Raw genomic sequence first — 26,016 nt, 5'->3', positions numbered from 1 at the left:
GAATGATGACCAACACCACGCAACCCGCCCACGGCGAATACACCGACCACGGAGTCCCGCACGGCATGACTTCCTTGACACCGTTCATCGCGCTCACAGACGCTGCGGGCGCTATCGACTTCTACACCCGCGTTTTCGGGGCCAAGCTGCTGGACCGGACAGATATGCCGGGTCCGGACGGCAACCCCGTCGTCGTTCATGCGACCCTTGATTTCGGCAACGGTTGCCTGCAACTCGGCGAGGTCAATCCGGCTTACCATCTGGTCGGTTCGCCCGAAGGCGACAATGACTGCTACTCGCTGGGCCTCTACGTTTCGGACGTGGATGCCGCGGTGGAGCGTGCCGTGGCGGCCGGCGCCAAGCTGCGCGAGGACGTGAACACCTTCGTGTCCGGCGACCGGTACGGCAGTATCCGCGATCCCTTCGGCGTCCGCTGGTCCATCACGACCCGTGTGGAGGACCTGTCGCCGGAAGAGACCAACCGTCGCGTGGCCGAATGGGCGGAGTCGATGGCGGCCGGAGAAGCCTAACCCGACGGGTTATTTCTCCGGCGAGCCCGGGTAGTGGCGCGGCGTAAAGCCCAGCACCTGGCGGAACTCCCGGGTCAAATGCGCCTGATCGGAAAAACCGAGCTCGGCAGCGAGTTCACCGAGATCCGTTGCCGGCTCGGCCCGGACGCGCTCGGCGGCGTCCTGCAAGCGGCGGCGACGCAGCATCAGCACGGGCGACATCCCGACGTAGCGGGACGCGAGCCGCTGCACGCTGCGTTCGGATAGATGCAATGCCTTGGCCAGTTGCGGCGCCGACCGGATGTCGCCTTCGTCGATCAGCTCCACCATCCGGTTGGCGAGCGCGGCGTCGTCGGACATCCCGTCGTCGAACCGGTGGGCCGCGAGCGCCCGCACGTAATCCTGAAGCAGATCAGCAGCGCGGACCCGGTACCCAGCGGAATCGGCCGCCCCGGAACGGACTGGCACCCCCGGCTTTCCCATCACCTCGCAGATCGACCGGTGCAGGGCAGCCGCCTCTACCGGGGCTTCCGCGTCCAGCAGTTCCGCCGGCCGCTCGGTGAACAGGCGCACGCCGGCGGGCTTCAGCAGCGCGCCGACCGCCCACCCGCTGCCGGCCAGCACCTTGGTGGACGCCCGGCTGGTCGGCCCGTAGACCGCGACGCCGTGAGGCTCCACCACCACATTGCTGGCCGGATAGCCCAGCACCAACTGCTCAGCCTGCTCCCCCGGCGGCAGAGCCCACTCCGGGATCCAGACCTGACGCACGAAAGCAGCCACATCCGCCCGCGCCGGAAACCTGGTCACCACTGACCCGGCACCCGGCGTCAGGTGCCCCTTCGTGGTCGGCCGCACACTCATGTTGCGATCGTAGCCGCGGAGGGCCTGCCCAGTCTGGCCCGGCACTATCCTGAAAGGAAGTGCCTGCGAAGGAGTCCCATGTCTTGCTGCCACGGCCCGGCCCGTCCGGGCCTCGACGCCGCACCCGAGTCCACCGCCGCCGTCGTCGGGGGAACCGGCCACAGAGCACCGGCGGAAGCCGATGCTGCTCAGCGAAACCGGCGGGAGCGGACCATCGAACAGGTGTCGCTGCCGGGCGGCCGGTTCCTGATGGGCGACGCGTTCGACGAGGGCTACCCGGAGGACGGCGAAGGCCCGGTCCACGAGGTAGCGCTGTCCCCGTTCACGGTGGACGCCACAGCCGTGACCAACGCAGAGTTCCATCGTTTCGTCGCGGCCACCGGCTACCGCACCGAGTCCGAGGTCTACGGCTACTCGGCGGTGTTCCATCTGCTCGTGGCCGCCGATGACGCTGATATCTTGGGCCGAGCCGAGGGCCTGCAGTGGTGGGTCACGGTCCGGGGTGCCGACTGGGCCCATCCGCACGGGCCCCGATCGTCCTGGCAGGACGTGTCGGACCACCCCGTGGTCCAGGTGTCCTGGAACGATGCGATGGCGTACTGCGCATGGGCGGGCCGGGCGCTGCCAACCGAAGCCCAGTGGGAGTACGCCGCCCGCGGAGGCCTGCAGCATGCACGCTATCCGTGGGGCAACGATTTGCAGCCGGACGGGACACACCACTGCAACATCTGGCAAGGCACCTTCCCCACCAGCAACACGCTCGACGACGGCTTCCTCGGCCCGGCTCCGGTGCGCACCTTCCCGCCGAACGGCTTTGGTCTCTATGAAACCAGCGGCAACGTGTGGGAATGGTGCGCCGACTGGTTCCTGCCGAAGTACTACCGGAAGTCCCCGGCGGAGAACCCGCCCGGCCCCACCATCGGGCAGGGCCGGGTGATGCGCGGCGGCTCGTTCCTGTGCCACGATTCGTACTGCAACCGCTACCGGGTTGCGGCCCGTTCCAAGAACACCCCGGACTCGGCGGCCAGCAACATCGGCTTCCGCACCATCTCAGCCTGAGCAGGTCGGCAGCAGCAGCCGCCGGCAGGTGACGTGCCTCCGCCAGCCGGGCACCGCCGTCGTTATTCGAAAGCGGCGACCATCGCGCGGTCCAGTTCCACGATCTGTTCCGGGTTGTAGTCTGCCTTGGGCCCCGGGGTGTAGCGGACATGGTGCAGCCGTCCGCTGAAGCGGTAGCAGCCGTGCCGCCGGGACAGCTCCCAGTCCACCGGGCCGCCGCGGTCCAGGCCCACGCTGATTCCGGCGAACGGGGCCATTCCGGTCAGCTGGAAGACCTCGGGCAGGACCGCCACCTGACGCCCGTCGACCTGCAGGCTGATCGCCCACTTGAAGTCGGGCAGCGCGGCAAAGTCCACCCGAATCTCATGGAGCCCGGCTTCGATCGGGGCGCCGATGCGTTTGACCTCGCCGTATTCGTTGTAGGTCAGGACCAGCCGGCCGTCCTCGACGAAGAGTACGTAGCCGCCGCCTTGGTCGCCGTGCGCCACCAGCACGCCGCCGTCACCGTCCGCCATCTCCACCTGCGCGTCGATGGTGAAGGAGCGCAGCCGGACCAGTTTGGCGGAGCGGTAGCGTTCCAGCGTCGGCGCGCCGGGGTACAACGTCACCGGCTGTTCCAGGAGCAGTTCGCTGGCCGGCCGGTTGCGGTTGAACGAGCCGTCGTCGTTGAGCGGGTAGACCTGGTTCCACCAGGCATCGGCCTCCCACTTCGCCGCCAGCTCACGCACCTTCTCCGGATGTTCCGCGGCCACATTGTCCAGCTCGGTCGGGTCGGCTGCCAGGTCGTACAGTTCCCAGCCGTCCTGCTTCCAGCCGGGACCGTTGGGCTCCGGGGCAATCGCCTTCCAGCTCCCCGCGATGTAACCGCGGCGGCCGTTGAGCTCGGTGTACTGCACGGTATGCCTTGACGCCTCCGCGGGATTCCGCAGCCAGTTGCCGAACGGCACGCCGTCGGTTTCCCGTGCCGGCAGCCCGTTGCGCTCGGCCAGCGGCTCGACGCCGGCCAGTTGCAGCAGGGTGGGTCCAATGTCCACGGCGTGCGCGAACTGGTGGCGGACGCCGTCGTCGTCCGCGGTGCGGGGCAGGCCGGCAGGCCAGGACAGCAGCATGGGCACCCGGACACCGCCGGCATGCGGGAAGGTTTTGTACATCCTGAACGGGGTGTTGGACGCGTAGGCCCAGCCGCGCGGGTAGTGCACGTAGGTCTGCGGGCCGCCGATCAGCTCCGGATCCCGCGGCACGTCCGGCTGCCAGTCCTGGGGCAGCCCGGAGCGCGGTGCGGAGAAACGGCTGAAGTAGCTGCGCGTGCCGGTGTCGCCGCCCTCGGACGTGCCGCCGTTGTCCGAGGTGAACACAATGATCGTGTTCTCATACTCGCCCAGCGCCTTCAGGTGGTCCGTCAGCCGGCGCAGGTTCTGGTCCACGTTGTCCACCGCTGCGGCGTAGGCCTCCATGTAGCGCGCGAACAGCGCCTGCTGTTCGGCACTGAGCGAATCCCACGGCACCACGTCGGCGCCGGGCTCGGTATTGCGCGGGGCGCAGCGGGTGCCTTCCGGAAACAGCCCCAGCTCAACCTGCCGGGCGAACCGCTGCGACCGGATGTGGTCCCAGCCGGACTCGTACCGGCCACGGTATTTCTCCATGTCCGCAGCCTTGGCCTGGACCGGTCCGTGCACGGCGGTGTGCGCAAAGTAGAGGAAGAACGGCTTGTCCGCGTCGCTGCCGCGCAACTCGGAAATCATCCCCAGCGCCTGGTCGGTCAGGTCATCGGTAAGGTAGTAGTCCTCCGGGTATTCGTCCACCACCACCTGGCTGTTGTCCCGTACCAGCCGGTGCGGGTGGAACAGCGAGGTGAAGCCGTCCATGCAGCCGTAGTAGCGGTCGAAGCCGCGCTGCACCGGCCACGAGGACTTCTCCGCGGCGTCGTGCATCTTGGACTCCACCGTCAGGTGCCATTTGCCCACCATGAACGTGGCGTACCCGGCCGCCCGGAAGTTCTCCGCCAGCGTCGGCGCATCCGCCGGCAGTTCCATGGCCGAGTTCGGGAAGCCCGGATCCATGTGCGGCACGTAGGCAAAACCTGCCCGGTGCGGATTCATGCCGGTCAGCAGCGCGGCCCGCGCCGGAGCGCACATCGGCGGGGTCTGGTAATTGCCCAGCCGGTAGCCGTGCTCGGCGATCTCGGCCAGCGCCGGGGTGTCGATCTCGCCGCCGAACGGGGCGATGTCGCTGTAGCCCATGTCATCCATCAACATCACGACAACGTTCGGCGCACCTTCGCGGGCGCGCGTGGCCGGCTTCCACGCCGCGACCGACTCGCTGGCTTTCTGCGCAACGGTGCCTTCGAACCCGGCGTAGTCGCGCACCGGGTGCGGCCCGCTGTGGAGATGATCGTTCATGGTGTTTCCTTCGGTGGTGCCGCCGTCCACCCCGCCGCAAAGCAGCTTCGGTGGACGGCTGGGGTTAGTGCAACGGCGTTCGGGTCAGCCGATTTCGGCCCGGTGGCTTTCGCGGGTCATCAAAACCGCCGCCGTGCCCGCGGCGATGACCACGGCCCAGAAGGCTGCCACGAGCGTGATTCCTCCACCGGCGGCGAGAACCAGGCCGGTGGCGATCATCGGCGTGAAGCCGGCGCCGAGAACCGAAGCTCCCTGGTAGGCGAGCGAAGCGCCGGTGTAGCGCACGTGGGTGGGGAACTGCTCCGCAACGAAGGCACCGATCGGCCCGTACAGCAGCCCCTGGACCAGGCCGTTGCCCACCACGATGGCGACCGCGAAGCCCCACATGGTGCCGTTGTCCATCAGCGTGATCAGCGGGTAGGCGAGGACGATGCCGGTAATGCCGCCGATCACCAGTATCTTCTTGCGGCCCACGCGGTCGCTCATCCGGGCGGCCCAGAACGTCACGATCAGGGTCATCACCGCGCCGGCGGCCTTCCAGTTCAGCACCCCGGAGCGGTCCACACCGTTCTCCACCGCCACTGAGACGCCCCAGACGGTGAGCAAACCCTGGCAGCAGTAGAAACTCATCGTGGCCACGAGCGCCAGGACCACGGCCTTCGGGTGGTTCCGCAGCACATCCAGAAGCGGCATTTTGCGCTTCTCGCTCGCGTCCTCCAGTTTGGCGAACATCGGCGATTCGGCCACCTTCAGCCTGATCACCATGCCGACGACGATTAGGACGGCGCTGAGCAGGAACGGAATGCGCCAGCCCCACTCCAGGAACTGGTCGCCGGTGGCAGCCGAGACCGCGGAGACCACCAGCGTGGCCAGAATGGCACCGGCGGGTCCGCCGGCGTTCGCGAAGGAAGTGGCGAAGCCGCGCTTGGTCTTCGGCGCGTGTTCGAGGGCCATCAATGCGGCGCCGCCCCATTCGCCGCCCACCGCGACGCCTTGGACCAGACGAAGGATGACCAGAGCGATCGGGGCCGCGATCCCCACCTGTGCCGTCGGCGGAAGCATGCCGATGATCATGGTGGCCACACCCATGATCAGCATGGAAAGCACCAGCATCTTCTTGCGGCCGATCCGGTCACCGAAGTGGCCGAAGACCACGCCTCCCAGCGGGCGGGCCACGTAGCCGGCCGCCAGCGTTGCGAAGGAGGCGAAGAGCGCGAAGCCATCGCCGAGATTGGCGAAGAACACGTGCCCGAAGACAATCGACGCCGCCGTGGCGTACAGGATGAAGTCGTAGTACTCGATGGCGCTGCCAACGAAGCTTGACGAGAGGATGCGCCGCATCTCCCGCGTGTTCAGCGAATCTTTTGCTTCCGGCTGCGTTGCCGGAGCCTTTACCGCCGTGCTGGTGTTGCTGGTTTGCTGCACGTGGAACTCCTCGAAGGGTTGGGGTCGGGCCTGATTGCTTCAAGTGTGCTGCAGAACACATAATATAGAAAATCAATTGTTCCAATACGATGCATCAAGAGGGCTTATGTCGGATCTGACGTTGAGACAGATGGAATACTTTGTCGCCGTGGTGGACCACGGGTCTGTTACCGCAGCAGCGGCGGCCTGCCACGCCTCGCAGGCTGCTGCCTCGATGGCCATCGCGCAACTCGAGAAGTCCTTGGGAGCTGACTTGCTGGTGCGCAGCCGGTCACGCCAGGTCGCGCTGACGCCGGCAGGAATCGAGTTCGCCGCACACGCCCGGGCGGTGCTTGAACGGGTGACCGAAGCGGCCGCGTCCATCTCCGACAACCTGGGACAGATCCGCGGCCCGCTGCGGGTGGGCTGCAGCCAGACGCTCTCGCCGCGGCTGGTGCCGCCGCTTGCCGAGCACTTCACCAAACACCATCCGGAGGTGGACCTGCGCTTCACCGAAAGCTCTGCGGGAGCCGTTCAGGAAGGCTTGCGCGAAGGCCGGCTCGACGTCGCATTGGTCTACGCTTTGCAGGCCGACGACGATCTTCACCGGGAGCCCATCAAGGACATTCAGCTCCAGGTGGTACTGCCGCAAGACCACCGGCTCGCGAAACAGCCCGCCGTGCAGCTGAAAGACATCGCCGCCGAACCTGCGATCCTGCTGGACGTTCCGCCGACCATCGAACGGCTGACCACCGTGGCCCGCCAGGCCGGATTGGAACTCAACGTGCGCTGGACCAGCGCCAACATGGAGACCATCCGCAGTATGGTCGCCCGCGGCCTTGGCTACTCGTTCGCCAACAGCCCTCCGGTGGACGGCACAACCTTTGACGGGCTGCAGGTGGTGCACCGGCCGATCGCCGACAAGCACGCCCGCAACGCCATCGTTGCCTTGCTGCCGGCCGGCCACACTCCCCCGCGTCGGGTTGCCGCTGCCGTCGAGGTGCTGCGCCAGGCCGAGGCGGCCCGCCCCGAGCCGGCTCCCTGACACGGCGCACCCCATCCCAGGGAACGGATCCAGGCTTTCAGCCCAGCCGCGGGGTCCGCGGCGGCTCGGTGCGGCGGGAACCGGTGGCTTCGAAGGCGGCCGCCAAGGCCAGCAGGGTGTTGTCGTCATAGGCGCGCCCGGCGAAGGTGAGGCCCACGGGCATGCCGATGTCCGCCGTCGTGCCCATGGGCACGGTGACGGTAGGGATGCCGAGGTGGCGCAGGGCCAGATTGCCGTTAGCGACCCAGACGCCGTTGCGCCAACCAAGATCGGCCGCGGCCGCGTTGGTATCCATGTCCGCGGGGCCAACGTCGGCTACCGCAGGGAAGATGACCGCGTCCAGTCTGTGGTGGTCCAGCCACATTTCCAGGTCAAGCCGGCGGGTCTCTTCCAGTCCCCGGAGTCCTTCGGCCAAATCGGGAATGTCGGTAAAGGACAAGACGCCGTGTTCCCGCACATGCGCAGGATAAGCCGCTATGTCGTCGAAATTGTCGTAGCGGTCCGGCAGGGCGCCTTCGGGGTGCGGGAAAATCCGCGCACCGTCCACGCCGGCCAGGGAATGGAGTGCCGGGTCCCCGTTGGCCGCGAGGAAGTCCTCCCATGCCCACGCGGAGAGATCCAGGATTTCGCGTCGCAGGTACGCGGGACTGACCAGCCCGCGGGTGCCGATCGTGGCGGCGCCCGGCCGATCGCCCTCATAGTTGGAGACGACCGGAAAGTCCACCGGGACCACCTCTGCGCCCGCTGCCTCGAGGTCCCGCCGTGCGGCCTCCCATAGCTCGATGACCGATGCCCGGGTCTCGATCCGCTGCCCGGTGGCACCGCCGATGCCGGACTGTTCGCCGGTGCCGGCCTCGGGGTCAGCGTTGGTGTACATGCGCGGGACGCCGAAGCGTTTTCCCTGCAGCATCTGGCGTGCCTGCTGCAGTCCGCGGGGCGCAAGGCCGGGATAGGAGTCGGGCCGGACCGACGAGGCGGCAGGGATGGGCATCCAGGGCTGGGCGCGCCAGAAGTCGCCGCGCGTTTCCGGGTCGTCCGCCACGATAACGTCCAGCACCTCAAGCAGGTCGGCCATGCAGCGGGTGTGCGGCACCACCACGTCCATGGTGGGAACCAGCGGCCAGTTGCCCCGCACGGAAATGACGCCGCGTGAGGGGGTGTAGGCACAGAGCCCGTTGTTCGACGCCGGGGCACGCCCGCTGGACCAGGTTTCCTCGGCAAGTCCGAAGGCAGCGAAACTTGCCGCCGTCGCCGTCCCGGACCCGTTGGACGAACCGGACCCGAAGGCTGCGGTGAGGAAGTTGGCGTTATAAGGGCTTTCGGCACGCCCGTAGAGGCCTCTCTGCATGCCTCCGTTGGCCATTGGCGGCATATTGGTCAGCCCGATGAGCACGGCTCCGGCCGCGCGCAGGCGTTCGATGGCGAACGCGTCGCGCTGGGCTACCAAGTGCTCGAAGGCGGGCGAGCCGGCTGCGGCGGTGAGACCTGTGGCCAGATAACTGTCCTTGGCCGTATAGGGAATTCCGTCCAGCGGGCCGTGCGTTTCGCCGCTAAAGCGCCGTTGATCCGAAGCGCGGGCCTCCGCGAGCGCCGCAGGATTCATGACGACGACGGCGTTCAGCCGGGGGCCGGACTGGTCGTAGGCGGCAATGCGCGCCAGGTAGGCCTGGGTGATTTCCTCGCTGGTTGTCTGCCCGGTCTCCAGCGCCTCGCGCAGTTGCGCAATCGAGGCCTCCACCACGTCGAACGCGCCCATCACGCCGCCGCTGCGCCGAGCTTGGGCTGCTGCTGAGTGATGCAGTGGATACCGCCACCACGGGCCAGGATGGGCCGGGCATCCACCGTGACCACGCGGCGGCCGGGATAGGCTTCGGCAAGGATTTCGGCTGCAAGCGCATCCGCCCGTTCCTCGCCGTAACCGCAGGCAATCACACCCCCGTTGACCACCAAGTGGTTGACGTAGCTCCAGTCGACGAACCCGCCGTCGTCCTGAAGCGTCTCTGGCGCGGGCAATTCAATGATGTCGAAAGGTTTTCCTGCCGCATCCACCTGGGTCTCGAAGAAGGACCTCAGCGACCGGGTCACCTGAAAGTCGGGGTGTGCCGGGTTGTTCTGGCTGTGCAGCAGGAGCCGTCCCGGCGCGGGCAGGGCAGCCACCATGTCGATATGGCCGCGCGTGCCCAGGTCCTCGTAGTCCCTAGTCAGTCCACGCGGCACCCACACGGTGTGGGTGGTGCCCAGGGTGCGGGCCAGTTCTGCTTCGACCCTCTCCTTGTCCGCATACGGATTCCGGCCGGGGTCCAACTGGACGGTCTCCGTCACCAGCACCGTGCCTTCGCCGTCAACATGGATGGCGCCGCCTTCGTTGACCAGCAAGGAGGTGACCAGAGCGGCATTGGCCTGCGCCGCAACGAACCTCCCGATCTCGCGGCTTTTCTCCCACTCGGCCCAGGCCGGTGCGCCCCAACCGTTGAAGGTCCAGTCCACCGCGCCGAGCACCTCGGGACGCGCATCGTGGACCACGAAGGTCGGTCCGATGTCCCGCATCCAGAACTCATCCAACTGCGCTTCGAGCTGTTCGATTCCGCTGCCCAACATGCGGTCGGCACGCTTCCGTTCGGTCGGGTCCACCACCATGGCCACCGGCTCAAACTCAGCGACGGCGTGGGCCACGGCGGTCCAGGCTTCATAGGCTTCCTCGGCCGAGGCTGCGTCCTCGCCCAGCGTCAGCCCTTCTCGGGGAAACGCCATCCAGGTCCGCTCGTGCGGCGCAGTCTCCGCCGGCATGCGCCACGTCATGGAACCCCCTGTTGTCGCTGCGCTCGGAAGGCCTTGCTTCCTGCCGGCATCGTTATTGATCAACTGATCAATAACGAGCAAGGTACTTTAGACTGGTTTGTGATGTCAAACACCCGACAAGCCCTGCGCAAAGCACCGGTCGAACGCGCCGCGGAGCTCGCCCAAGCTGCCCGGAACATCGCCTTGGATCAGGGACTTTCCGCCATCACACTGCGCAACGTCGCCCAGCGTGCCGGCGTTGCCCCGGGCCTCGTGGCGCACTACCACCCCTCCGTTGACATGCTGGTGGCCGCGACATTCTCCAGCATTGTTGCTGCGGAAACCGACGAGGTCTCCGCGCTGGTGGCCGGGATGCCGACGCCGCGGCAGGGCCTTAGCCTGCTGCTCGAGACCCTTCTCGACGAACACCGCCTCGATGTGACGGCGGTGTGGGTGGAGGCCTGGTCGCTGGGCCGCCGCAACGAGGCGCTGGCGGTGAGCGTGCGGGACCAGATGGATGCTTGGCAGGCGGTCGTCCGGGACCTGATTGCCGCCGGCGTTGCATCCGGCGACTTCACCACACAGGATGCGGAATCCGTGGCGTGGCAGATCCTGGGCATGATCGATGGGCTGAACGCCCAGGCCCTGGTGCGCTGGAACGGCGTCGCAGACCGCCACACCCACCTCGCCCGCGCCGTCGAGGTGATGGTGGGCGCAGCCTCGTCGTCATTGCTGCCAGCCGCTCCGCCAGTTGCAGGCATATAAGCGGCGCCGTGTTCAGAAGTTTCCTTCGCCACGGCTGTGCTGGGGCCCCAGCACGTACTCCGGGACAGCTTGGTTACGCGTCCACGTGCGCGTGGTCGCGGACCACTTCGATCCAGCGGTCTGTGACAAGCGACCACAGTTCTCGGAGCGCCGGTTCGGCTTTAGTGAATCGCGCAATAATATCTGGCTCCGGGTTTATGCCCAGATCAGCCAGAATGTCCCCGCTCTCAAGGCTCCATTGACTTGCCGTGCGGGCGACTGCTTCCAGATGGAATTGGACGCCCCAAGCATTTGGGCCGACCCGGAACGCTTGGTTGCGGCATCCGTCGCTCGAGCACAGGGCGACAGATCCCGTTGGAAGCACGGCCACTTCAAGCCAGTGCCATTGGAGCGCCTGCAGCGGTCCGTCGAGGCCGTGAAGCAGCGGATCGGCGGCCCCCTCGGGAGTCAGGTGCATCTCGACAAGCCCGACCTCCGGTCCGGCGGCGATCGTGTCCACTCGTCCACCGGCGACATGGGCGAGCAGTTGGGCGCCGAGGCAGATTCCCAAAAGCGGGACCTGCCTTACCAAGGCGTCCTTCACCAAGGCGCGGACTCCAGGCAGCCACGGTGCGGTCTCGTCGTCAACGGGTCCTGGCGTGCCACCTAGCACGACTATCCCGTCGCAGCCAACGCTGGAAGTGGGCACTGAGTGCGCAGTTTCCGGCCCCACGACGGTCGTTTCCACCCCGGCCCGGGCCAGCCGTTCGCCGACCAGCGCTGCGTCGGCGCTGCGTTCGTGCTCGACGATGAGGATTTTGAGCCTGCCGCCTTCGGCGGCTGCGGACATCTCAGAGCCTCCCTGCAGCAATGATTTTCTTCAGGAATTCCTGCGTCCTGGGTTCCGCCGGGTTGCCGAAAATCTGTTCGGGCGGCCCGACCTCCAAGACCTGCCCCTCATGGAGAAATGCCACCCGGCTGGAGACTTCCCGGGCGAATGACATCTCGTGGGTGGCCATGAGGATAGTCAGTCCATCGTTGGCCAGATCCCGGACGATGTTCAGCACCTCGGCGACTAGTTCCGGATCAAGGGCGGAGGTGATCTCATCGAGCAGCAGCACGTCCGGATTCATTGCCAGCGCGCGCACGATGGCCACCCGCTGCTGCTGGCCACCGGACAGCTGATCCGGAAAGGCCTTGGCCTTGTGGTCCAATCCCACCCGCGCGAGCAGTTCGTTTGCCTGCTTCTCCGCTTCCGCTTTCGCCACTCCCAATACCCGGATCGGGGCGAGAGTTACGTTGTCCAGGGCCGTCATGTGGGGGAATAGATTGAAGCTCTGGAAGACGATGCCCACCCTGCGCCTCAAGGCATTGACGTCAATCCCTTCACCGGACACGACGTCGTTGTCCAAATGGATTTCTCCGCCCTGGATTGTTTCCAACGCGTTGACGCAGCGCAGCAGGGTCGACTTTCCGCAACCCGAAGCGCCGATGAGGCAGACAACCTCGTGTTTGTCGATGTGCAGGTCGACGCCGCGCAAGACAATGTTGTCTCCATAGGCCTTGACCACGCTGTTCATTTCAAGAAAGGGCATGATTATCCTTGCAGCCGCTGTTTTTTCTCGTCCTGCTCCAGGAGCCGGTCAACAAACCGGGTCTGCGGAATAGTGATGAGGATGAACAGAATCGCGACGACGGTGACCGATGACAGGTTGAAGTAGTTGCTGGCGTACGTTTTAGCCTGCGTGAATGCGTCCACCGTTCCGATGATCGTGACGAGCGCGGTATCTTTCTGCAGCCCGATGAAGTCGTTGAGCAGCGGCGGCGACACGCGCCGGAACGCTTGCGGAACAACGACGAAACGCAGAGTCTTGCCGTAGCTGAGCCCGAGCGACCGGGCCGCCGATACCTGCGACCAATGAATGCTTGAAATGCCAGCCCGATAGACTTCGGCCACATACGCGCTGTAGGTCAAGGTCAGCGCGAAGATCGCCGCCCACATGGGACTCATATCGCTGAGCAACGGCACGTTGGCCAGTGGCAGCCCGAACCCGATGAGGTAAATGACGATAATCGATGGGATCGCGCGGAACACGTCCACGTACATCATCGCGAGCCAGCGGATGGGCCTGCCGGCCTGGCCGGGCGCCATCCTTGCGATGGCAATGACCAGACCGAAAATCAGGACGAACAACTCAGCCGTGACGGCAATAATGATGTTGTTGGTGAAGGCCTTGGCCACGTCGCCCAAGCTCTGCGCCATGAAGGAGATGTCGAAGAAGGTGGACTGGACTGCGTGATCGTTCGCCAGCAGGAACAACACGAAGACGCTGACAATGCTGACCGGCATCGACGAACCGAGCGTGATCCAGCCACAGTTGGCTCCCCGGAACCGTAAGCGCCGTCCCTCCACCAGGTCGCCGGCCCCCAGCGCCGCGGCACCTGCCCTGGCGTAACGATGCCCGCGCACGAGCGGGATTCCTGTCACAAGGGCCAGCGCCACGAGTACGGCCCCGACGCTGGTCAGGATGATGGTCCAGAGCCCTTCTACCGCGGCCGCGTTCAACATCGCCGCGGTGTAGGCAGCTAGGCCGAGGGCCAAAATGAAGACGACGGTGGCGGCCAGCAATACCGTACTTGTTGCATCGGCAGGCTTGGCGTCTTTTACGCCTCCCGTCCGAGGGGAGGAAGTTATGGGCGGGAAAACACCCGTCATTTGATGTCGTCCCAAATGGGGATCGTGGCGGGGTCTACTCCGTAGGCGTCGGCAAGATAAGTAGAGCCGAGCTTATCGAGGGTGCCGTCCGCGCGGAGCTCGGCGAGGATCTCATTGACGGTGTCGACGTTGGTTGATCCCTTGGGCATCATCACGCCGTAGGATTCGTCGGTGGGGATTTGGCCCGCCACCTTCAACGCGCCGCCGGATTTCGCCGCTGCGCCCAGAACGATGCTGAGGTCCTGAATGCCGGCATCGATCCTGCCTGCTGCGACGGCAGCCTGCTGTTCCGGGTCTCCGGGGAAAACAGCCACTTCAGTCTTGGGCTTGATCACGTCCGCCACCAGCATCTGCCCCACAGTCCCCTGCTTGACACCGATCCGGGAGTCGGGAAGGTTTTGCTCGTTGACGGAAGAGTCCTTTTTGACCAGCACGCCAGCCGTGGACTGGAAATAAGGTTCGGAGAATTCCATGACCTGCTTGCGCTCGTCGGTGATCGTGATCTGGTTCAGCGTCATATCGAAGTCGCCCGCCTTTCCTGCGACGAGACCGTCAAAGGAAGTGTTCTGCAGGACGATGTTCTCGGCCCCAGCCCGATGCGCGATGTTGGCAAGCAAGCAGAAATCAAAGCCGCTTGCGATGCTCTCGACGGTGTCGCCGTTGTACCAGCCCGGCGACGGGAGGTCTGCCTTCACCGTGATGGTCCCCTCCTTAATCAAGTCAAGCTCGTGCGTGCCCCCTGGGCCGGACACGGCGCAGTCGCCGTAGGACGCCGGCTTCGCGTCAGCGGCAGCATCCTCGGAATCAGCACCGGCGCCCCCTGAGCTTCCGCACGCCGCCAAGCCAAACGCCAGTGCCACCGCACCGGAGGTAGCCACCATTTGGGAGAGTCGCATATCAGGTCCTTTCGGCCGTGCCTAAATCGATTTAGGCGATCGCTTAGAATTGTAGGGGCAGATGCATGGAAGGTGTCAACCACATCACACAACAGAGGGATCCACGCCACATGATGGAGCGGCCGGGCAGGGGCGCTGCGGCACCGCGCGTTCGTATCAAGGACGTTGCTGTCGCTGCCGGGGTGTCGACAGCAACTGTCTCGAACGTCTACAACAAGAAGGGCGAGGTGGCCCCGTCAACGCGGGCAAAGGTCCTGGCCACCGGCAAGAGGCTCGGCTACCAGCCAAACCCATCTGGCCGAGCGTTGCGGATGGGACAGACACGGGTCTTAGGCGTTCTGGTGAGCTACCGGAACTCCCCCGTCTGGCGCTACACGTACCTGCCCTATTACCGCGGCATTATTTCCGACGCCGCCATCGAGGCAATGGACCATGGCTACTCCGTGGTCGCTGCCTCACCGAAGGCGGATGACCTCGCTGATTCCTTCCCGCTCGTAGACGGAGTCATCGTGGTCGACCCCCTGGACAACGACCCCATAGTCGCCTTCTGCGCCGACCGGGGTATTCCGCTGGTCGCCGACGGCGGCTTCGTCAGGGGCTTGAAGGGGGACCAGCAGATGGCGGTCCTGGGCAATGTTGGTCGTTCCGTGCATGACATCCTCGACCTCACGGCCCGCCAAAGCCAGGCCGTGGCCGGGCGTACCCCAACCCACATGGCGCTCTTCACGGGATCCATCATTGACCGCTACACGGCGGAAACAGAAGCGGCGTTTTCCTCCTGGTGCGAGGCACATGGAGTCCAGGCGCGAATCACGGCTCTGGGACCCAGCGAAGACGCGGGGCAGGCCGCCCACCGGCTGCTGTCCACCGATCGGCCCGATGCGGTCTATTGCCTTAACGAGAGTTACTCCGGTGCCATCATCGCAGCCGCAGCAGTTCTGGGGGTGGGAATCCCCGGGGATGTAGTCGTCTCCTCCGCGGCGACCTCCGAGCAGGCCATCCACGACCCGAGGGTCAACTATATGGAATCTGCAGACCCCGAGGGCCCCGGGCGAAGTGCCGTCCGCCTCCTCGTCAATTTTCTGGAAAAAGGAGTCCGGGAAGATGCCCATCGCGTGTTCCGGCTGCGGCCCGCGGAACAATGGACCATGCCGCCACACAGCTAGGGCCTTTGCCACGGGAGGAGTGGCTGATTCGAAGGCTGCTGGGTCGCCGGACAGCGCCCAAGGAAAAATCCCGCCCCACTGCCGCGACCAAGCGATGACGACGTCGGCCGCTCGCCTTTGGGAGGTGAGCGGCCGACGTCGTTCTGGCGGGGTTACCTGTTCTGGTTGATCCGGATCATGTTGCCTGATGGATCGCGAACGGCGCAGTCGCGCGGGCCCCACGGCTGGTCCATCGGTTCCTGCAGGACTTCCGCGCCAAAGGAGACCAGCCGCTCGAAGAGGGCGTCCAGGTCGTCGGTGCTGAAGACGAGCATGGGAAGCACGCCCTTGACCAGCAACTCCTGGAGCTGGTCGCCGTCTGCCTGGGAGCGGCCGGCGTGCGGAGCGGACAGCACCAACTCCAGCTCCGGCTGGTCGGGGCTGCCCATGGTGATCCAGTGGAAGCCTCCGTTGGCGACGTCGTTGCGGACGTCCAAGCCGAGGCCGTCCCGGTAGAAGGGGATGGATTCGGCAGGGTCGTTGACGGTGATGTTGCAGTACTGGAGTGAAATAGTCATGCGGCCAACCTACGCAGAGGCCGGAGCCGGCGCTTCTCGATTCCTGCTCGATCGCGGATCGATGGGCCGGGTCAGCAGTTTCGCGATGCAGGGCGGCATCGCTTCGGCCGCCTCATGCCTGCGGCTGCGGTAGGAACTGGGGCTCTCGCCGGTCAGTTGGGTGAACCGGGTGCTGAAGGAGCCCAGCGAGGTGCTCCCCACTTCCATGCACGCATCCGTCACGCTCCAGCCGGCGCGCAACAGTGCCATGGCCCGCTCGATCCGCCGGGTCATCAGGTAGTTGTAGGGCGTTTCGCCATAGGTTGCCTTGAACCGGCGGGAGAAGTGGGCTGGCGACATCAGCGCCTTGGCCGCCATCGTTGACACATCGAGCGGCTGGGCATAATCGCGGTCAATCAGGTCGCGTGCCCGCCGCAGATGGGCCAAGTTGGCCAGCTCCTCAGGATTCACAGCTTGAGGTTACCGCTCTACCGAAGCTGTCGGAAGTTCTGCCGAGGCTGCCCTGAATCCGCCAACTTCCATAAACCATTGCACTGCCACTTCGGTTGCGCGACGCTAAACACGTGGAACAGCGACTTGATGGCCAGCAGGCTGCCCGCGCGGCTGGCCCCGAAGCTTCCCGTCCGAAAGCAGGGATTACGGCGCGCAACGCCGTGGTGCTGGCACGCGAATCCAGCGAGTTCGACCGCGGGCTCAGCTTCTACGACGTCATTTACGGATTCGCCATCACGCTGCTGGTCACGAACATCGATGCTCCCTCCGCGGAAGCCTGGCAGGACCCTCGGGCGCTGCTCGAATCAGGCGTCGTGCACCAGCTCGCCGGCTTCGCCCTGAGCTTCGCGGTGATCGCCGTGTTCTGGCGGATCAACCTCCGGTTGATCAAACGGCTCTCCGCACTCGACTCGGCCACGACGACGGCCAACCTCCTGGCCGCCGCGTTCGTCATCCTGATTCCGTTCACCACACAGGGCGTGAGCGACCCGGAAACATCTTTGCTGGAGCTGACGACCGTACTGTACGCCGCGAACATCATCTTGGCGTCCTTGGCCCAACTGCTGATGTTTGAGATCGCCCGTCGGCACGGTCTAGAGATCGACCCGATGACGCCGCGGCACCACACAGCCTTCGTGCTCGATTTCCTCGTTCCGCCCTTGGTTTTCGCTGTGTCGATTCCCGTCGCTTTGGCCGCCGGCGGCACGGCGGGGAAGATCACTTGGGCTGCGCTCATCGTGCTAGGACCCGTCTCGGGCATCCTCGCGACCCGCGTCCAGCAATCAACAACAGGCCAATGATCCGGCGCGGCTGAGCGAAATTTTCGCATGATTCGTCCGCATTCCGCGGCGGGCTCTGGGCAATGTCCGCACGCCCCGCTAGCCTCTGCTTACCGGCAGCTCGCGCGAGCTGCCGGTCCCCTTGCTCGCCGCCGTCTCAGCCGGCCGAATTAGGGGATGAATCGCTCAACCTTTGGAGGACATGCAGTGAAGCACCAGCCCAAGAGCAGCACCAACCCACTACCAACCAAACCCAAGCGCTACCGCAGCCTGGCAGCGGCGGCCGCCCTCGCCGTCGTCATTCCCTTCAGCGCCGCCACCCCGGTGCTGGCCGACGCCAATTTCCCCTCCACCGAGGGCAACACCAATATCTCCAGCATCCTGACCTACGACGACGTGGTGAAGGAATTGCGGAAGCTGGAGAAGACCAGCCGCTATGGCGTAGACGCCTTCACGCTGGAAGAAGCGGGCACGCAGGTCAATAAGTCGGAACAGGGCCGCGATCTCTGGGTGGCCACGGTCGGCAACGGCGCCGAACACGTGTGGATCCAGGGCCGCATCCACGGCAACGAGCCCTACGGCACCGATTCAATCCTCACGCTGCTGAAGGATCTGGGCACCAACGGGTCGGCGGACTACCAGCTGCTGCGCGAAAAGTTCACCTTCCATTTCATCCCGATGTACAACCCGGACGGCGCGGAAGCAAACATCCGCCACACCATCCTCTGGGACCAGGCCAACAACCTGCCGGAGTTCGGTTCCAACGGGCGTGAGCAGCGAATCGACCTGAACCGGGACTGGACACCCAACGGATTCGCGGCAAACGAATCACTGGCCTTCTACGAATACTGGACCGATGTGAAGCCGGCCTACGGAATCGACATCCACCACCAGGGCCTAAAGAAGGAATGGGGCACCGGTGACGATGTCACGCTGTCGCTGGGCATCTCGCTGGCTCCGGGCGGGCCGACCCTGCCGGGGATCAAGGACGGCGCCTACGACGAGCTGACCCGCCAGATGCACGTGCACGTCTATGACGAACTGTCCAAGTACGGATCCATCAACATGGACCGCTACCAGGTGGGCAACGGCCTGGAGATCGACATCAAGGGCGGCGTGGTGTCGGCGATGATGCTGGGGCTGGACTACAAGGGGATGAATCCGGAGGGTCACTCCAACCCGGTGGTCTTCTTTGAAACCTCCGGAAACACCTCCGACGGCAGCCTGGGCCAGAAGGCCCGCGGCAAGAGCATCAAGCAGAACCTGCTCGCCATGAAGGAACTGCTGCTGGGCCTGGCCACCGGCGAAGTCCAGCAGGAAGACGCCGACCGCTGGGAAGAGATTCCGCACCAGCCGGTCACCGGCTACAACACCGACTACGCGGGGACCATCCCGGTCCCGTAACCAGTTGCAGCGACAGCAGCGCCCCTGCCCGGCCGGGCAGGGGCGCTGCTGTGTGTGAGGTAAAGGGTTACGCCTCGACGATGATGACCGTGACTACCGGCTTGCGGCGGAGTGCCCGGTCGGACCAGCGGATCAGGGCCTGGGCGATCGCCTTTTCGGCCTCCGGACCGGTCTTGTCCCCGCGGAGCTGCATCAGCGTCTTCTCCACGATGCCGGTGGCCTTCTCCAGCTGCTCAACCGCCGGGGCGAAGCCCACCGGGAAGAACTCCGGCTCTTCTTCCAAACGGCCGGTGTCCGGGTTGACGATCAGCAAGGCGGTGACCGCGCCGTCTTCGGCCAGCCGCAGCCGGTCCTGCAGGGAGGCTTCGGTGGCCGCACCGGCCACCATGTTCTCCACGTAGACGTAGTCCGCCGCGATCTGGCCGGAGACCCGTGCCTCGCCGTCCTTCAGGTCGATGGTGGTGCCGTCTTCCACGATCAGCGCGCGCTTCGGGTCCACACCGGTGCGGATGGCCAATTCTGCGTTGGCCTTCAGGTGCCGGTGCTCGCCGTGGACGGGCAGCACGTTCTTCGGGCGGACCAGGTTGTAGCAGTAGACCAGCTCGCCGGCCGAGGCGTGACCGGAGACGTGCACCTTCGCGTTGCCCTTGTGGACTACGTTGGCTCCGCGCTTGGTCAGGTCATTGATCAGCCGGTAAATCGACGATTCGTTGCCGGGCACCAGCGAGGAGGCCAGCAGCACGGTGTCGCCCTCGGTCAGGTCGATCATGTGGTCGCCGCCGGCCATCCGGGCCAGCGCGGCCATCGGCTCGCCTTGGGAGCCGGTACAGATCAGCACGGCCTTGGTGGGCGGCAGCTTCTCCAGTTCCTTGAAGTCCACCAGCACGTTGCGCGGGATGTTCAGGTAGCCGAGCTCGCGCGCCGTCGTCATGTTGCGCACCATGGACCGGCCCACGAAAGCGACCTTGCGACCGTACTTGTGGGCCACGTCGATGACCTGCTGGATGCGGTGCACGTGGCTGGCGAAACTGGAGACGATCACGCGGCGCGGGGCGGTGCGCATGACCGTGTCGATGGCCGGCACCAGATCGGCCTCGGCGGCGAGGAAACCGGGAACTTCGGCGTTGGTGGAATCGGGCAGGAACAGATCCACGCCCTCGTCGCCCAGCCGCGCAAACCCGGCCAGGTCGGTGATCCGGCGGTCCAGCGGGAACTGGTCCATCTTGAAGTCGCCGGTGGCCAGCACCAGTCCGGCGCCGCTGCGGATGGCCACAGCCAGGCCGTCGGGGATGGAGTGGTTGACGGCCAGGAACTCCAGGTCGAACGGGCCGAACTTCTTCCGGTCGCCTTCCTTGACCTGCACCATCTTGGCGTTCAGGCGGTGTTCCTGCAGCTTGGTCTTCACGAACGCCAGCGTCAGCTTCGCCGAGATTACCGGAATGTCGGCGCGCTCCTTCAACAGGTACGGCACACCGCCAATGTGGTCTTCGTGCCCATGGGTGAGGACAATGCCGACGACGTCGTTCAGCCGCTCCCGGATGTAGGAGAAGTCCGGCAGGATCAGGTCCACGCCCGGGTGCTGCTCCTCCGGGAACAGCACGCCGCAGTCCACAATCAGCAGCTTGCCGCCGTACTCGAACACCGTCATGTTCCGGCCGATTTCACCCAGCCCGCCCAGCGGCACAATGCGCATGGCGCCCTTGGCAAGTTTCGGAGGAGTTTGTAGCGGCTTGGTGTTCATGGATCCCGATCTCTTTGGTGCTATTTATTTGCGGGCTACGACGCCCTACGCCGGAGTAGCCGGCACTGAAGTCTTAGTTGGCCGATACACCCAAGGCGCTTCGACGGCGTTCCGCGCAGCACTGTGGACGGAAAGCATACTTGCCCCGACTTTACCATCGCGGGCGGGCTCCGCTCGGCGCAGCGCCACAAGCCCTCCCCTAACGACGACGGCGGTGCTCGCCTTTTCGTCCGAAACGCCAACTGTCCGTCGGCTAGGGTGGCTGAGGTGGCTACCGGACTTCGGCCCACCCTGAAAACGAAGTGAAGGAGCCAGCGACGGACCGCGTATTCGCCTCCCGGCCGTCGTTGCCGTGGGTAGTTTTGGGCATTGCCATGCTCGCCGTGAGCCTGCGCGCCCCGATCATCGCTCCTACCGCCGTCCTCGGCGACATCCAGGCCGACATCGGTTTGACCGCCGCCGGCGCGGGGCTGCTCACAGGCCTTCCGGTGCTGATCTTCGCGTTGGCCACCCCGTTGGCCACCCGCACCATCGGGCGATGGGGTCCTGAAGCCACCGTGCTCCTGTGCCTGTGGGGCGTCCTGGCCGGAACTGTCATCCGATCCCTGGGCCCGGCTCCCGTGGTCTTTGCAGGCACCGCAATCATCGCTACCGCCATCACGCTGGGCAACATCGTGGTGCCCGTGCTAATCCGCCGCGATGTGCCATGGAACCGGGTGTCAGCGGTCACCGGCGCATACTCGGCCATCATGAACGTCGGGTCCATGGCAGCGGTGTTGGGCACTGCGCCGCTCGCTGCACTCGTCGGGTGGCGGTGGGCGCTGGCAGCCTGGGGCGTCGTGGTGGTTATTGGCTTGGCCTATTGGCTTCCGACGGCGCGACGGCAGCGCGCAGCACTTCGGCCTGAGCGGAGCACTGCGGCCGACCAGCCATCCGCCCGCGCATCGGGAGCAGGCGGCCGCAGCGCCGACGGACCCGGCACCCCGCCTGTCCGGGCACCGGAGGCCCTCCGGGGACGGAGCATCAGGTGGATCGTTGCCGTGCTGACCGTGGCGTTCTGCGGACAGTCGGCCGCCTACTACGCGACCACCACCTGGCTGCCGCTGCTGCTGTCCGATGTTCGGGGCCTCTCCCCTACGGCCTCCGGAGCCAGCGCTTCCCTGTTCCAGGTCGCGGCGATTGTCGGCGCGCTCGGGGTGCCGCTCCTGGCGGCGCGCACCCGGTCCTGGGTGCCGACCGCAGGCGTTGCCGTGCTGTGGCTAACGCTGCCCGTCGGCCTCCTTTTGGCTCCCGACGCCTACCTCCTGTGGTCGTTCACGGGCGGCATTGCCCAAGGCGGCGGGTTTACCGTGATCTTCTCCGTCATTCCCCGCATCGCGCGCACCGACCGTGAGGCCGCAACCGCCTCCGCGCGCATCCAGACCGGCGGATATCTGGCCGCAACCTGCGCCCCGCCCGTGGCCGGGTGGTTGCACACCGTGACCGGCGGCTGGACCTCTCTCCTGCTCCTGGTCCTCGCGTTGACCGTGACGTTCGGCGTTGCCTGTCTGTCCGCCGTGCAGGCATCCCAGCGGCGACACCCACTCCCCTGAGGACGACGGCGGTGCCCAGCAGCCGCTCGAGCGTAGCCTCGCGTCCTACCAACCTCACTTGGTGAAACGTATTATGTTGCCATTCGATGGGAACGGTGAGGGGAACAGGTGCGGCACCGGCCAGACGCACACAAAGCGGCTACTGATGCGCAAACGCCGCACGCTGAGCTGAGCATCAAACGTTCTCCAAGTGGCCGGATTCCTCAATGGGCCAGAGACGAAGCTACTGCGCAGTTGTCTGCATCGCGGCTTAACAAAAGCGACACCACATCCAGCCAGCGGCCGAAGGCAAAAAACCGCCGCAGCAACAAGCCGCGACGCACACGCTCACCCTGGCGCGGCCGCCTCTCCACTGGCCTGGCTTTCGCCTTTGCCATCACCTTGTGCTTTGCCCCGGGCCTATTCAGCAGGCACATTATGCCCGCGGTGGCGCCCTACCTCCCGGGCGCGGACGTACCACCCCGCGGAGTCGAAGCCTCTGAGACGCCGCTCGGCCACCCGCCCACCGTTCCGGATTCGGATGCCTATCAGTTGTACTCAACACCGGCGGGGACTTCGCAGCCCTTCGTCGCTTATGACCCATGCCGCCCGATCCACTACGTGGTCCGTCCCGATAACGCGCCGCCGGGATCCGAGGGGCTGATCGAAGAAGCCATCGCAGAGGTCGCGGCTGGCAGCGGACTCCAATTCGTTTATGACGGCCACACCGACGAGGCTTTCGCCGAGGAAGGACGTGAACGCTTCCAGCCGGATCGGTACGGCAAGAGGTGGGCGCCGGTGCTGATCACCTGGTCGGACCCCAGCGAGGTGTCCGGGCTGGCGGGAAATATTGCCGGGTTGGGCGGCAGTTCCTGGGTTAGTGCCCCCGGAACTCCGTTTGTTCTCGTTGCCGGCCAGATCGCCTTGGACGCACCGGCGCTCCAGAAAACCCTTGGTTATCCAGACGGGCGAGAGCATGTACGGTCCGTCATCATTCACGAGCTCGGGCACGTGCTGGGGCTGGCACACGTTGATGACCCGAAGCAATTAATGCATGCCGAGGCAAACGGCGTGACCTCGCTGGCCGACGGCGACCGGGCCGGTCTGGCACAGCTGGGCACCGGACCGTGCGTCCCCGGACTATAGGCTGCATTTTCGAAGGCTCTTTCAGCTACGGCGGCGCCCTACAGCCCGTCGTGGGTCGCCCCCTGCCGCCCCGCCACGGCATAGTCTGGGACGCAGGGTCATCCGTGGCGTCCGGCCACGGCTGCGATGTCCGGGACCAAGCAGGCATGGAGGCCGACCGCGTGCAGGAAAAGCTATGGAGCAGGAACTTTGTACTGGCAATCGGCACCAACCTGTTCATCTACATAGTGTTTTACCTGCTGATGACGTCCATGGCGCTCTATGCGGCGCAGCGGTTCTTGGCTTCCGACGCCGGGGCCGGTTTCGCGTCCAGCGCGTTCATCGTCGGGGCGCTGGTCTCGCGGTTCTTCGCCGGGCCACTGATTGACAACGTGGGCCGACGGCGGATCCTGCTGATCAGCCTGGCCGCCTTCGTGGCCGTGTCCCTGCTATACGTTCCGGCAGGCTCGCTGACGGTCCTGCTGGTGCTGCGGCTGGTCCACGGGGTGGCATTCGGCCTGGCCAACACTGCGGTGACGGCCGGTGCGCAGGCACTGATCCCGCCCACCCGGCGCAGTGAAGGCACCGGCTATTTCGCGGTCTCCACCACGCTGGCCACCGCGATCGGCCCGCTGATGGCGGTGCTGCTGGTGGTCGGCGGGAACTACGACCGCGTCTTCCTCTTCTGCGCGGCCTGTTCCGTGGCCGCGATGCTGGTGACCCTCATCCTGCGGTTGCCCGAGGCACCGCCAGCGCCCGCCGCCGTCGTCCATCACCACGCCTCCGGCGGCGAGCCGGAGAAGAGGCGTCGGAGTCCCGGCGGCCTGCTGGCGAAGGTCTTCGAGCCGGCGGTCCTGCCGATCACCACGGTGCTGCTGGTGGCTGGCCTAGCCTACTCCGGCGTGCTCTCCTTCTTGGCCTCGTACGCGGACGCGGCCTGTGCCGCGGATGCGGCCGCTCTGTTCTTTGGCGTGTTTGCCGCCGCCGTGCTGGTGTCGCGCCTGACCGCCGGAAGGATCCAGGACCGCCGGGGCGACAACGTGGTGATCTACCCGGCCATGGCGCTGTTCTCCGCCGGACTGGCGCTGCTGGCGCTCGGGCCGGCGGTCTGGGTTGTCCTCGCCTCCGCGGTGCTGAGCGGACTGGGCTTCGGCACCCTGCTGCCCGGGACCCAGGCCATCACCGTCGGGCTGGTTCCGGAGCGCAGGTTCGGCACGGCGCTGGCCACGTATTACTTGATGCTGGACATCGGCACCGGTCTGGGCCCGGTGGCGCTGGGCCTGCTCGTGCCGCTGACTGGCTTCAACGGCATGTACGTCTGGCTGGGCGGGCTGATGGTCGCCTGCATTCCGCTCTATCACCTGGTGCACGGCCGGGCGGCACGAAAAGTCGCTGTGCCGTAACACTGGTCCAGCCACTGGCGCCGCGGAGGCGGGGCCGGGCGGGGCCGGGCGGGGCCGCCCGTTGCCGCCGGCTTGTGGTCCTTGTGACCGACCGGTGATGGCGACCTCTTGCCGCCTCGCGCCCCGGACAGGATGCGCCACATTGCTTGCCGCAGCCCAAGAAGAGCTGACCCTCCGGACTGCTGCCAGCCTTTGACTACCAGGTACGCCGCGCCTTCAGCATCAGGAGTCCTTCACCTCGGAGGACCAATGTGGCGCCCACTGTACGGCGGTGTCCGCCCACGGCCCCTGATGCTCCGACCGCCGGTCTATCAGCAGCGCAGTTGCCACCGCAAGGAACCTCTCCCGCGGGCTACTGCTCCGGCCGGCCCTCTTCGTACACCACGGCGGCCGTGACCAGGTCCTCCCAGGCCATGCCCACGCCGGTGTACAAGCAGCAGGTGCGCGGCCGCCGGACCAGTTTGCCCTCCATCAGGTCGCGCAGGTTGGGCGGTTGGATCTGCTGCCACTCCTCCACGCTGCGTGCGGGGATCAGGTCCCCGCTCTCCCGCCACGAGGACGCGCGGCCTTCCACCACAATGTCGCTGCGCAGCACCAGCGCCGCATCCACCTCGCGGGCATCCAGCCCGTGCTGCCCCACCGACGCGATGATCGACCCGTCCTTGGGCAGCTTTCCGTCGAACAGCGGCACCGGCGAGGACGTCACGCACAGTATGACGTCGGCGCTCGCCACTGCCGCGTCCGGCTCACCGGTCGCGTCGGCCACCGCGATCCCCTCGGCGGCCAGCGCGGCCACCAGTTCCGCCACCCGGTGCGGACGCTGGCCGACCACGGCGAAGCTGGCTTGGGCGAAGACGGCCCGGGCAGCACGGATGTGACTCCGGGCCTGCACTCCGGCACCGAAGACCAGCACCTGCGGAGCGTCCCCGAAACCCTCGCCGTCCGGAGCCGCGGCAGCGATGTTCTTCACCGCAGCCAAGGTGGTGGCCGGTGTGCGGATGGCCGTGAGTTCCGCGCCGTCCATGGTTGCCAGCGGGGCGAGCGTCTCGGCATCGAATAGCACGTAGATGCCCTGGATCTTCTCCAGTCCGCGGGCCGGGTTGGATGGCGCGATCGTTGCAACCTTCACGCCGGAATAACCTCCACCGCCCTCGGTCGGCATGAGCAGGAATTCCCCGTCCGGGGCGGGGCTGAACAGCCTCGGGCTGTCCATTTCCGGGTCAACGCCGGACAGCAGGCCCTCCTCGATGGCGCGCACCGCCCGGCCGAAGGGAAGGGCGGAGCGCACGGCCCCGGCGTCGTAATAGGGAATAGTCACAGCGGTTCCTTTCAGCGGCGGTCAACGGACCCGTGCGCGGACAACCGTT

23 protein-coding genes are annotated in these 26,016 nt (G+C 66.0%); 10 read left to right on the top strand and 13 right to left on the bottom strand.

Annotation, left to right across the window (positions count from 1 at the left end):
• Positions 1-2: 2 nt before the first annotated feature.
• Complete coding sequence (locus AC5RWX_RS08670; RefSeq protein WP_493939412.1) at positions 3-530, top strand: VOC family protein; 528 nt, start codon at positions 3-5, stop codon at positions 528-530.
• A 9-nt stretch (positions 531-539) separates the two neighbouring features.
• Here AC5RWX_RS08670 and AC5RWX_RS08665 read toward each other — a convergent pair whose 3' ends face one another.
• On the bottom strand, positions 540-1,370 hold the full coding sequence (locus AC5RWX_RS08665; RefSeq protein WP_493939413.1) for a helix-turn-helix domain-containing protein: 831 nt from the start codon (positions 1,368-1,370) through the stop codon (positions 540-542).
• A gap of 78 nt (positions 1,371-1,448) precedes the next feature.
• Between AC5RWX_RS08665 and AC5RWX_RS08660 the strand changes: the two genes are divergently transcribed.
• The gene (locus tag AC5RWX_RS08660) at positions 1,449-2,429 is read left to right on the top strand and encodes a formylglycine-generating enzyme family protein (RefSeq protein ID WP_493939414.1); all 981 of its coding nucleotides are present in this window, start codon (positions 1,449-1,451) and stop codon (positions 2,427-2,429) included.
• A 62-nt stretch (positions 2,430-2,491) separates the two neighbouring features.
• Here the strand turns inward: AC5RWX_RS08660 and AC5RWX_RS08655 are convergent, their stop codons facing one another.
• Both AC5RWX_RS08655 and AC5RWX_RS08650 read right to left on the bottom strand, forming a co-directional pair.
• Complete coding sequence (locus AC5RWX_RS08655) at positions 2,492-4,828, bottom strand: arylsulfatase (RefSeq protein ID WP_493939415.1); 2,337 nt, start codon at positions 4,826-4,828, stop codon at positions 2,492-2,494.
• Positions 4,829-4,912: 84 nt separating this feature from the next.
• Positions 4,913-6,253 (bottom strand): MFS transporter, encoded by a 1,341-nt coding sequence (locus AC5RWX_RS08650; protein WP_493939416.1) that lies wholly within the window; start codon positions 6,251-6,253, stop codon positions 4,913-4,915.
• 130 nt (positions 6,254-6,383) lie between these two features.
• On the opposite strand from AC5RWX_RS08650, the gene AC5RWX_RS08645 reads away from it, so the two are divergent.
• Entirely contained in the window at positions 6,384-7,277 is an 894-nt protein-coding gene (locus AC5RWX_RS08645) for a LysR substrate-binding domain-containing protein (RefSeq protein WP_493939465.1), read from the top strand.
• A 37-nt stretch (positions 7,278-7,314) separates the two neighbouring features.
• Here the strand turns inward: AC5RWX_RS08645 and AC5RWX_RS08640 are convergent, their stop codons facing one another.
• The gene (locus tag AC5RWX_RS08640) at positions 7,315-9,033 is read right to left on the bottom strand and encodes an amidase (RefSeq protein WP_493939417.1); all 1,719 of its coding nucleotides are present in this window, start codon (positions 9,031-9,033) and stop codon (positions 7,315-7,317) included.
• Positions 9,033-10,076 carry an agmatine deiminase family protein gene (locus tag AC5RWX_RS08635; RefSeq protein WP_493939418.1) on the bottom strand — a complete coding sequence of 348 codons (1,044 nt, stop codon included), beginning with the start codon at positions 10,074-10,076 and terminating at the stop codon, positions 9,033-9,035. The genes AC5RWX_RS08640 and AC5RWX_RS08635 overlap by 1 nt, the downstream gene beginning before the upstream one ends.
• Positions 10,077-10,178: 102 nt before the next feature.
• Here AC5RWX_RS08635 and AC5RWX_RS08630 point away from each other — a divergent pair, with 102 nt between their 5' ends.
• Positions 10,179-10,820 (top strand): TetR/AcrR family transcriptional regulator, encoded by a 642-nt coding sequence (locus tag AC5RWX_RS08630; protein WP_493939419.1) that lies wholly within the window; start codon positions 10,179-10,181, stop codon positions 10,818-10,820.
• A 73-nt stretch (positions 10,821-10,893) separates the two neighbouring features.
• Here AC5RWX_RS08630 and AC5RWX_RS08625 read toward each other — a convergent pair whose 3' ends face one another.
• From AC5RWX_RS08625 to AC5RWX_RS08610, 4 genes are all read right to left on the bottom strand, one after another.
• Positions 10,894-11,649, bottom strand: a complete 756-nt coding sequence (locus tag AC5RWX_RS08625; protein ID WP_493939420.1) for a type 1 glutamine amidotransferase — start codon at positions 11,647-11,649, stop codon at positions 10,894-10,896.
• A gap of 1 nt (position 11,650) precedes the next feature.
• On the bottom strand, positions 11,651-12,394 hold the full coding sequence (locus tag AC5RWX_RS08620) for an amino acid ABC transporter ATP-binding protein (RefSeq protein ID WP_493944541.1): 744 nt from the start codon (positions 12,392-12,394) through the stop codon (positions 11,651-11,653).
• 2 nt (positions 12,395-12,396) lie between these two features.
• On the bottom strand, positions 12,397-13,428 hold the full coding sequence (locus AC5RWX_RS08615; RefSeq protein ID WP_493939422.1) for an amino acid ABC transporter permease: 1,032 nt from the start codon (positions 13,426-13,428) through the stop codon (positions 12,397-12,399).
• 83 nt (positions 13,429-13,511) lie between these two features.
• Complete coding sequence (locus tag AC5RWX_RS08610; protein ID WP_494097269.1) at positions 13,512-14,411, bottom strand: ABC transporter substrate-binding protein; 900 nt, start codon at positions 14,409-14,411, stop codon at positions 13,512-13,514.
• A 110-nt stretch (positions 14,412-14,521) separates the two neighbouring features.
• On the opposite strand from AC5RWX_RS08610, the gene AC5RWX_RS08605 reads away from it, so the two are divergent.
• Positions 14,522-15,577, top strand: coding sequence for a LacI family DNA-binding transcriptional regulator (locus AC5RWX_RS08605; RefSeq protein WP_494097268.1), 1,056 nt, complete (start codon positions 14,522-14,524; stop codon positions 15,575-15,577).
• Between the two features lie 152 nt (positions 15,578-15,729).
• On the opposite strand, the gene AC5RWX_RS08600 is transcribed toward AC5RWX_RS08605, so the two are convergent.
• Complete coding sequence (locus AC5RWX_RS08600; protein ID WP_493939425.1) at positions 15,730-16,134, bottom strand: VOC family protein; 405 nt, start codon at positions 16,132-16,134, stop codon at positions 15,730-15,732.
• Between the two features lie 9 nt (positions 16,135-16,143).
• On the bottom strand, positions 16,144-16,584 hold the full coding sequence (locus tag AC5RWX_RS08595; protein WP_493939426.1) for a helix-turn-helix transcriptional regulator: 441 nt from the start codon (positions 16,582-16,584) through the stop codon (positions 16,144-16,146).
• Positions 16,585-16,697: 113 nt separating this feature from the next.
• Here AC5RWX_RS08595 and AC5RWX_RS08590 point away from each other — a divergent pair, with 113 nt between their 5' ends.
• Positions 16,698-17,426 carry a TMEM175 family protein gene (locus AC5RWX_RS08590; protein ID WP_494097267.1) on the top strand — a complete coding sequence of 243 codons (729 nt, stop codon included), beginning with the start codon at positions 16,698-16,700 and terminating at the stop codon, positions 17,424-17,426.
• A 186-nt stretch (positions 17,427-17,612) separates the two neighbouring features.
• The gene (locus AC5RWX_RS08585; RefSeq protein WP_493939428.1) at positions 17,613-18,809 is read left to right on the top strand and encodes a M14 family zinc carboxypeptidase; all 1,197 of its coding nucleotides are present in this window, start codon (positions 17,613-17,615) and stop codon (positions 18,807-18,809) included.
• Between the two features lie 67 nt (positions 18,810-18,876).
• On the opposite strand, the gene AC5RWX_RS08580 is transcribed toward AC5RWX_RS08585, so the two are convergent.
• Complete coding sequence (locus tag AC5RWX_RS08580; RefSeq protein ID WP_493939429.1) at positions 18,877-20,550, bottom strand: ribonuclease J; 1,674 nt, start codon at positions 20,548-20,550, stop codon at positions 18,877-18,879.
• Between the two features lie 302 nt (positions 20,551-20,852).
• On the opposite strand from AC5RWX_RS08580, the gene AC5RWX_RS08575 reads away from it, so the two are divergent.
• The 3 genes from AC5RWX_RS08575 (at position 20,853) to AC5RWX_RS08565 (ending at position 24,649) form a co-directional block, all read left to right on the top strand.
• Entirely contained in the window at positions 20,853-22,142 is a 1,290-nt protein-coding gene (locus AC5RWX_RS08575; RefSeq protein ID WP_493939430.1) for an MFS transporter, read from the top strand.
• 426 nt (positions 22,143-22,568) lie between these two features.
• Positions 22,569-23,267, top strand: a complete 699-nt coding sequence (locus AC5RWX_RS08570; RefSeq protein WP_493939431.1) for a matrixin family metalloprotease — start codon at positions 22,569-22,571, stop codon at positions 23,265-23,267.
• Positions 23,268-23,413: 146 nt separating this feature from the next.
• Positions 23,414-24,649 (top strand): MFS transporter, encoded by a 1,236-nt coding sequence (locus AC5RWX_RS08565; RefSeq protein WP_494097266.1) that lies wholly within the window; start codon positions 23,414-23,416, stop codon positions 24,647-24,649.
• 352 nt (positions 24,650-25,001) lie between these two features.
• On the opposite strand, the gene AC5RWX_RS08560 is transcribed toward AC5RWX_RS08565, so the two are convergent.
• Positions 25,002-25,967 carry an ornithine cyclodeaminase family protein gene (locus AC5RWX_RS08560; RefSeq protein WP_494097265.1) on the bottom strand — a complete coding sequence of 322 codons (966 nt, stop codon included), beginning with the start codon at positions 25,965-25,967 and terminating at the stop codon, positions 25,002-25,004.
• Positions 25,968-26,016 lie beyond the last annotated feature (49 nt).

The organism is Arthrobacter sp. SPT-J7 (assembly GCF_059089965.1).
The sequence above is the reverse complement of the archived record's forward strand: the minus strand, read 5'-3'. Positions and strand labels throughout refer to the sequence as shown.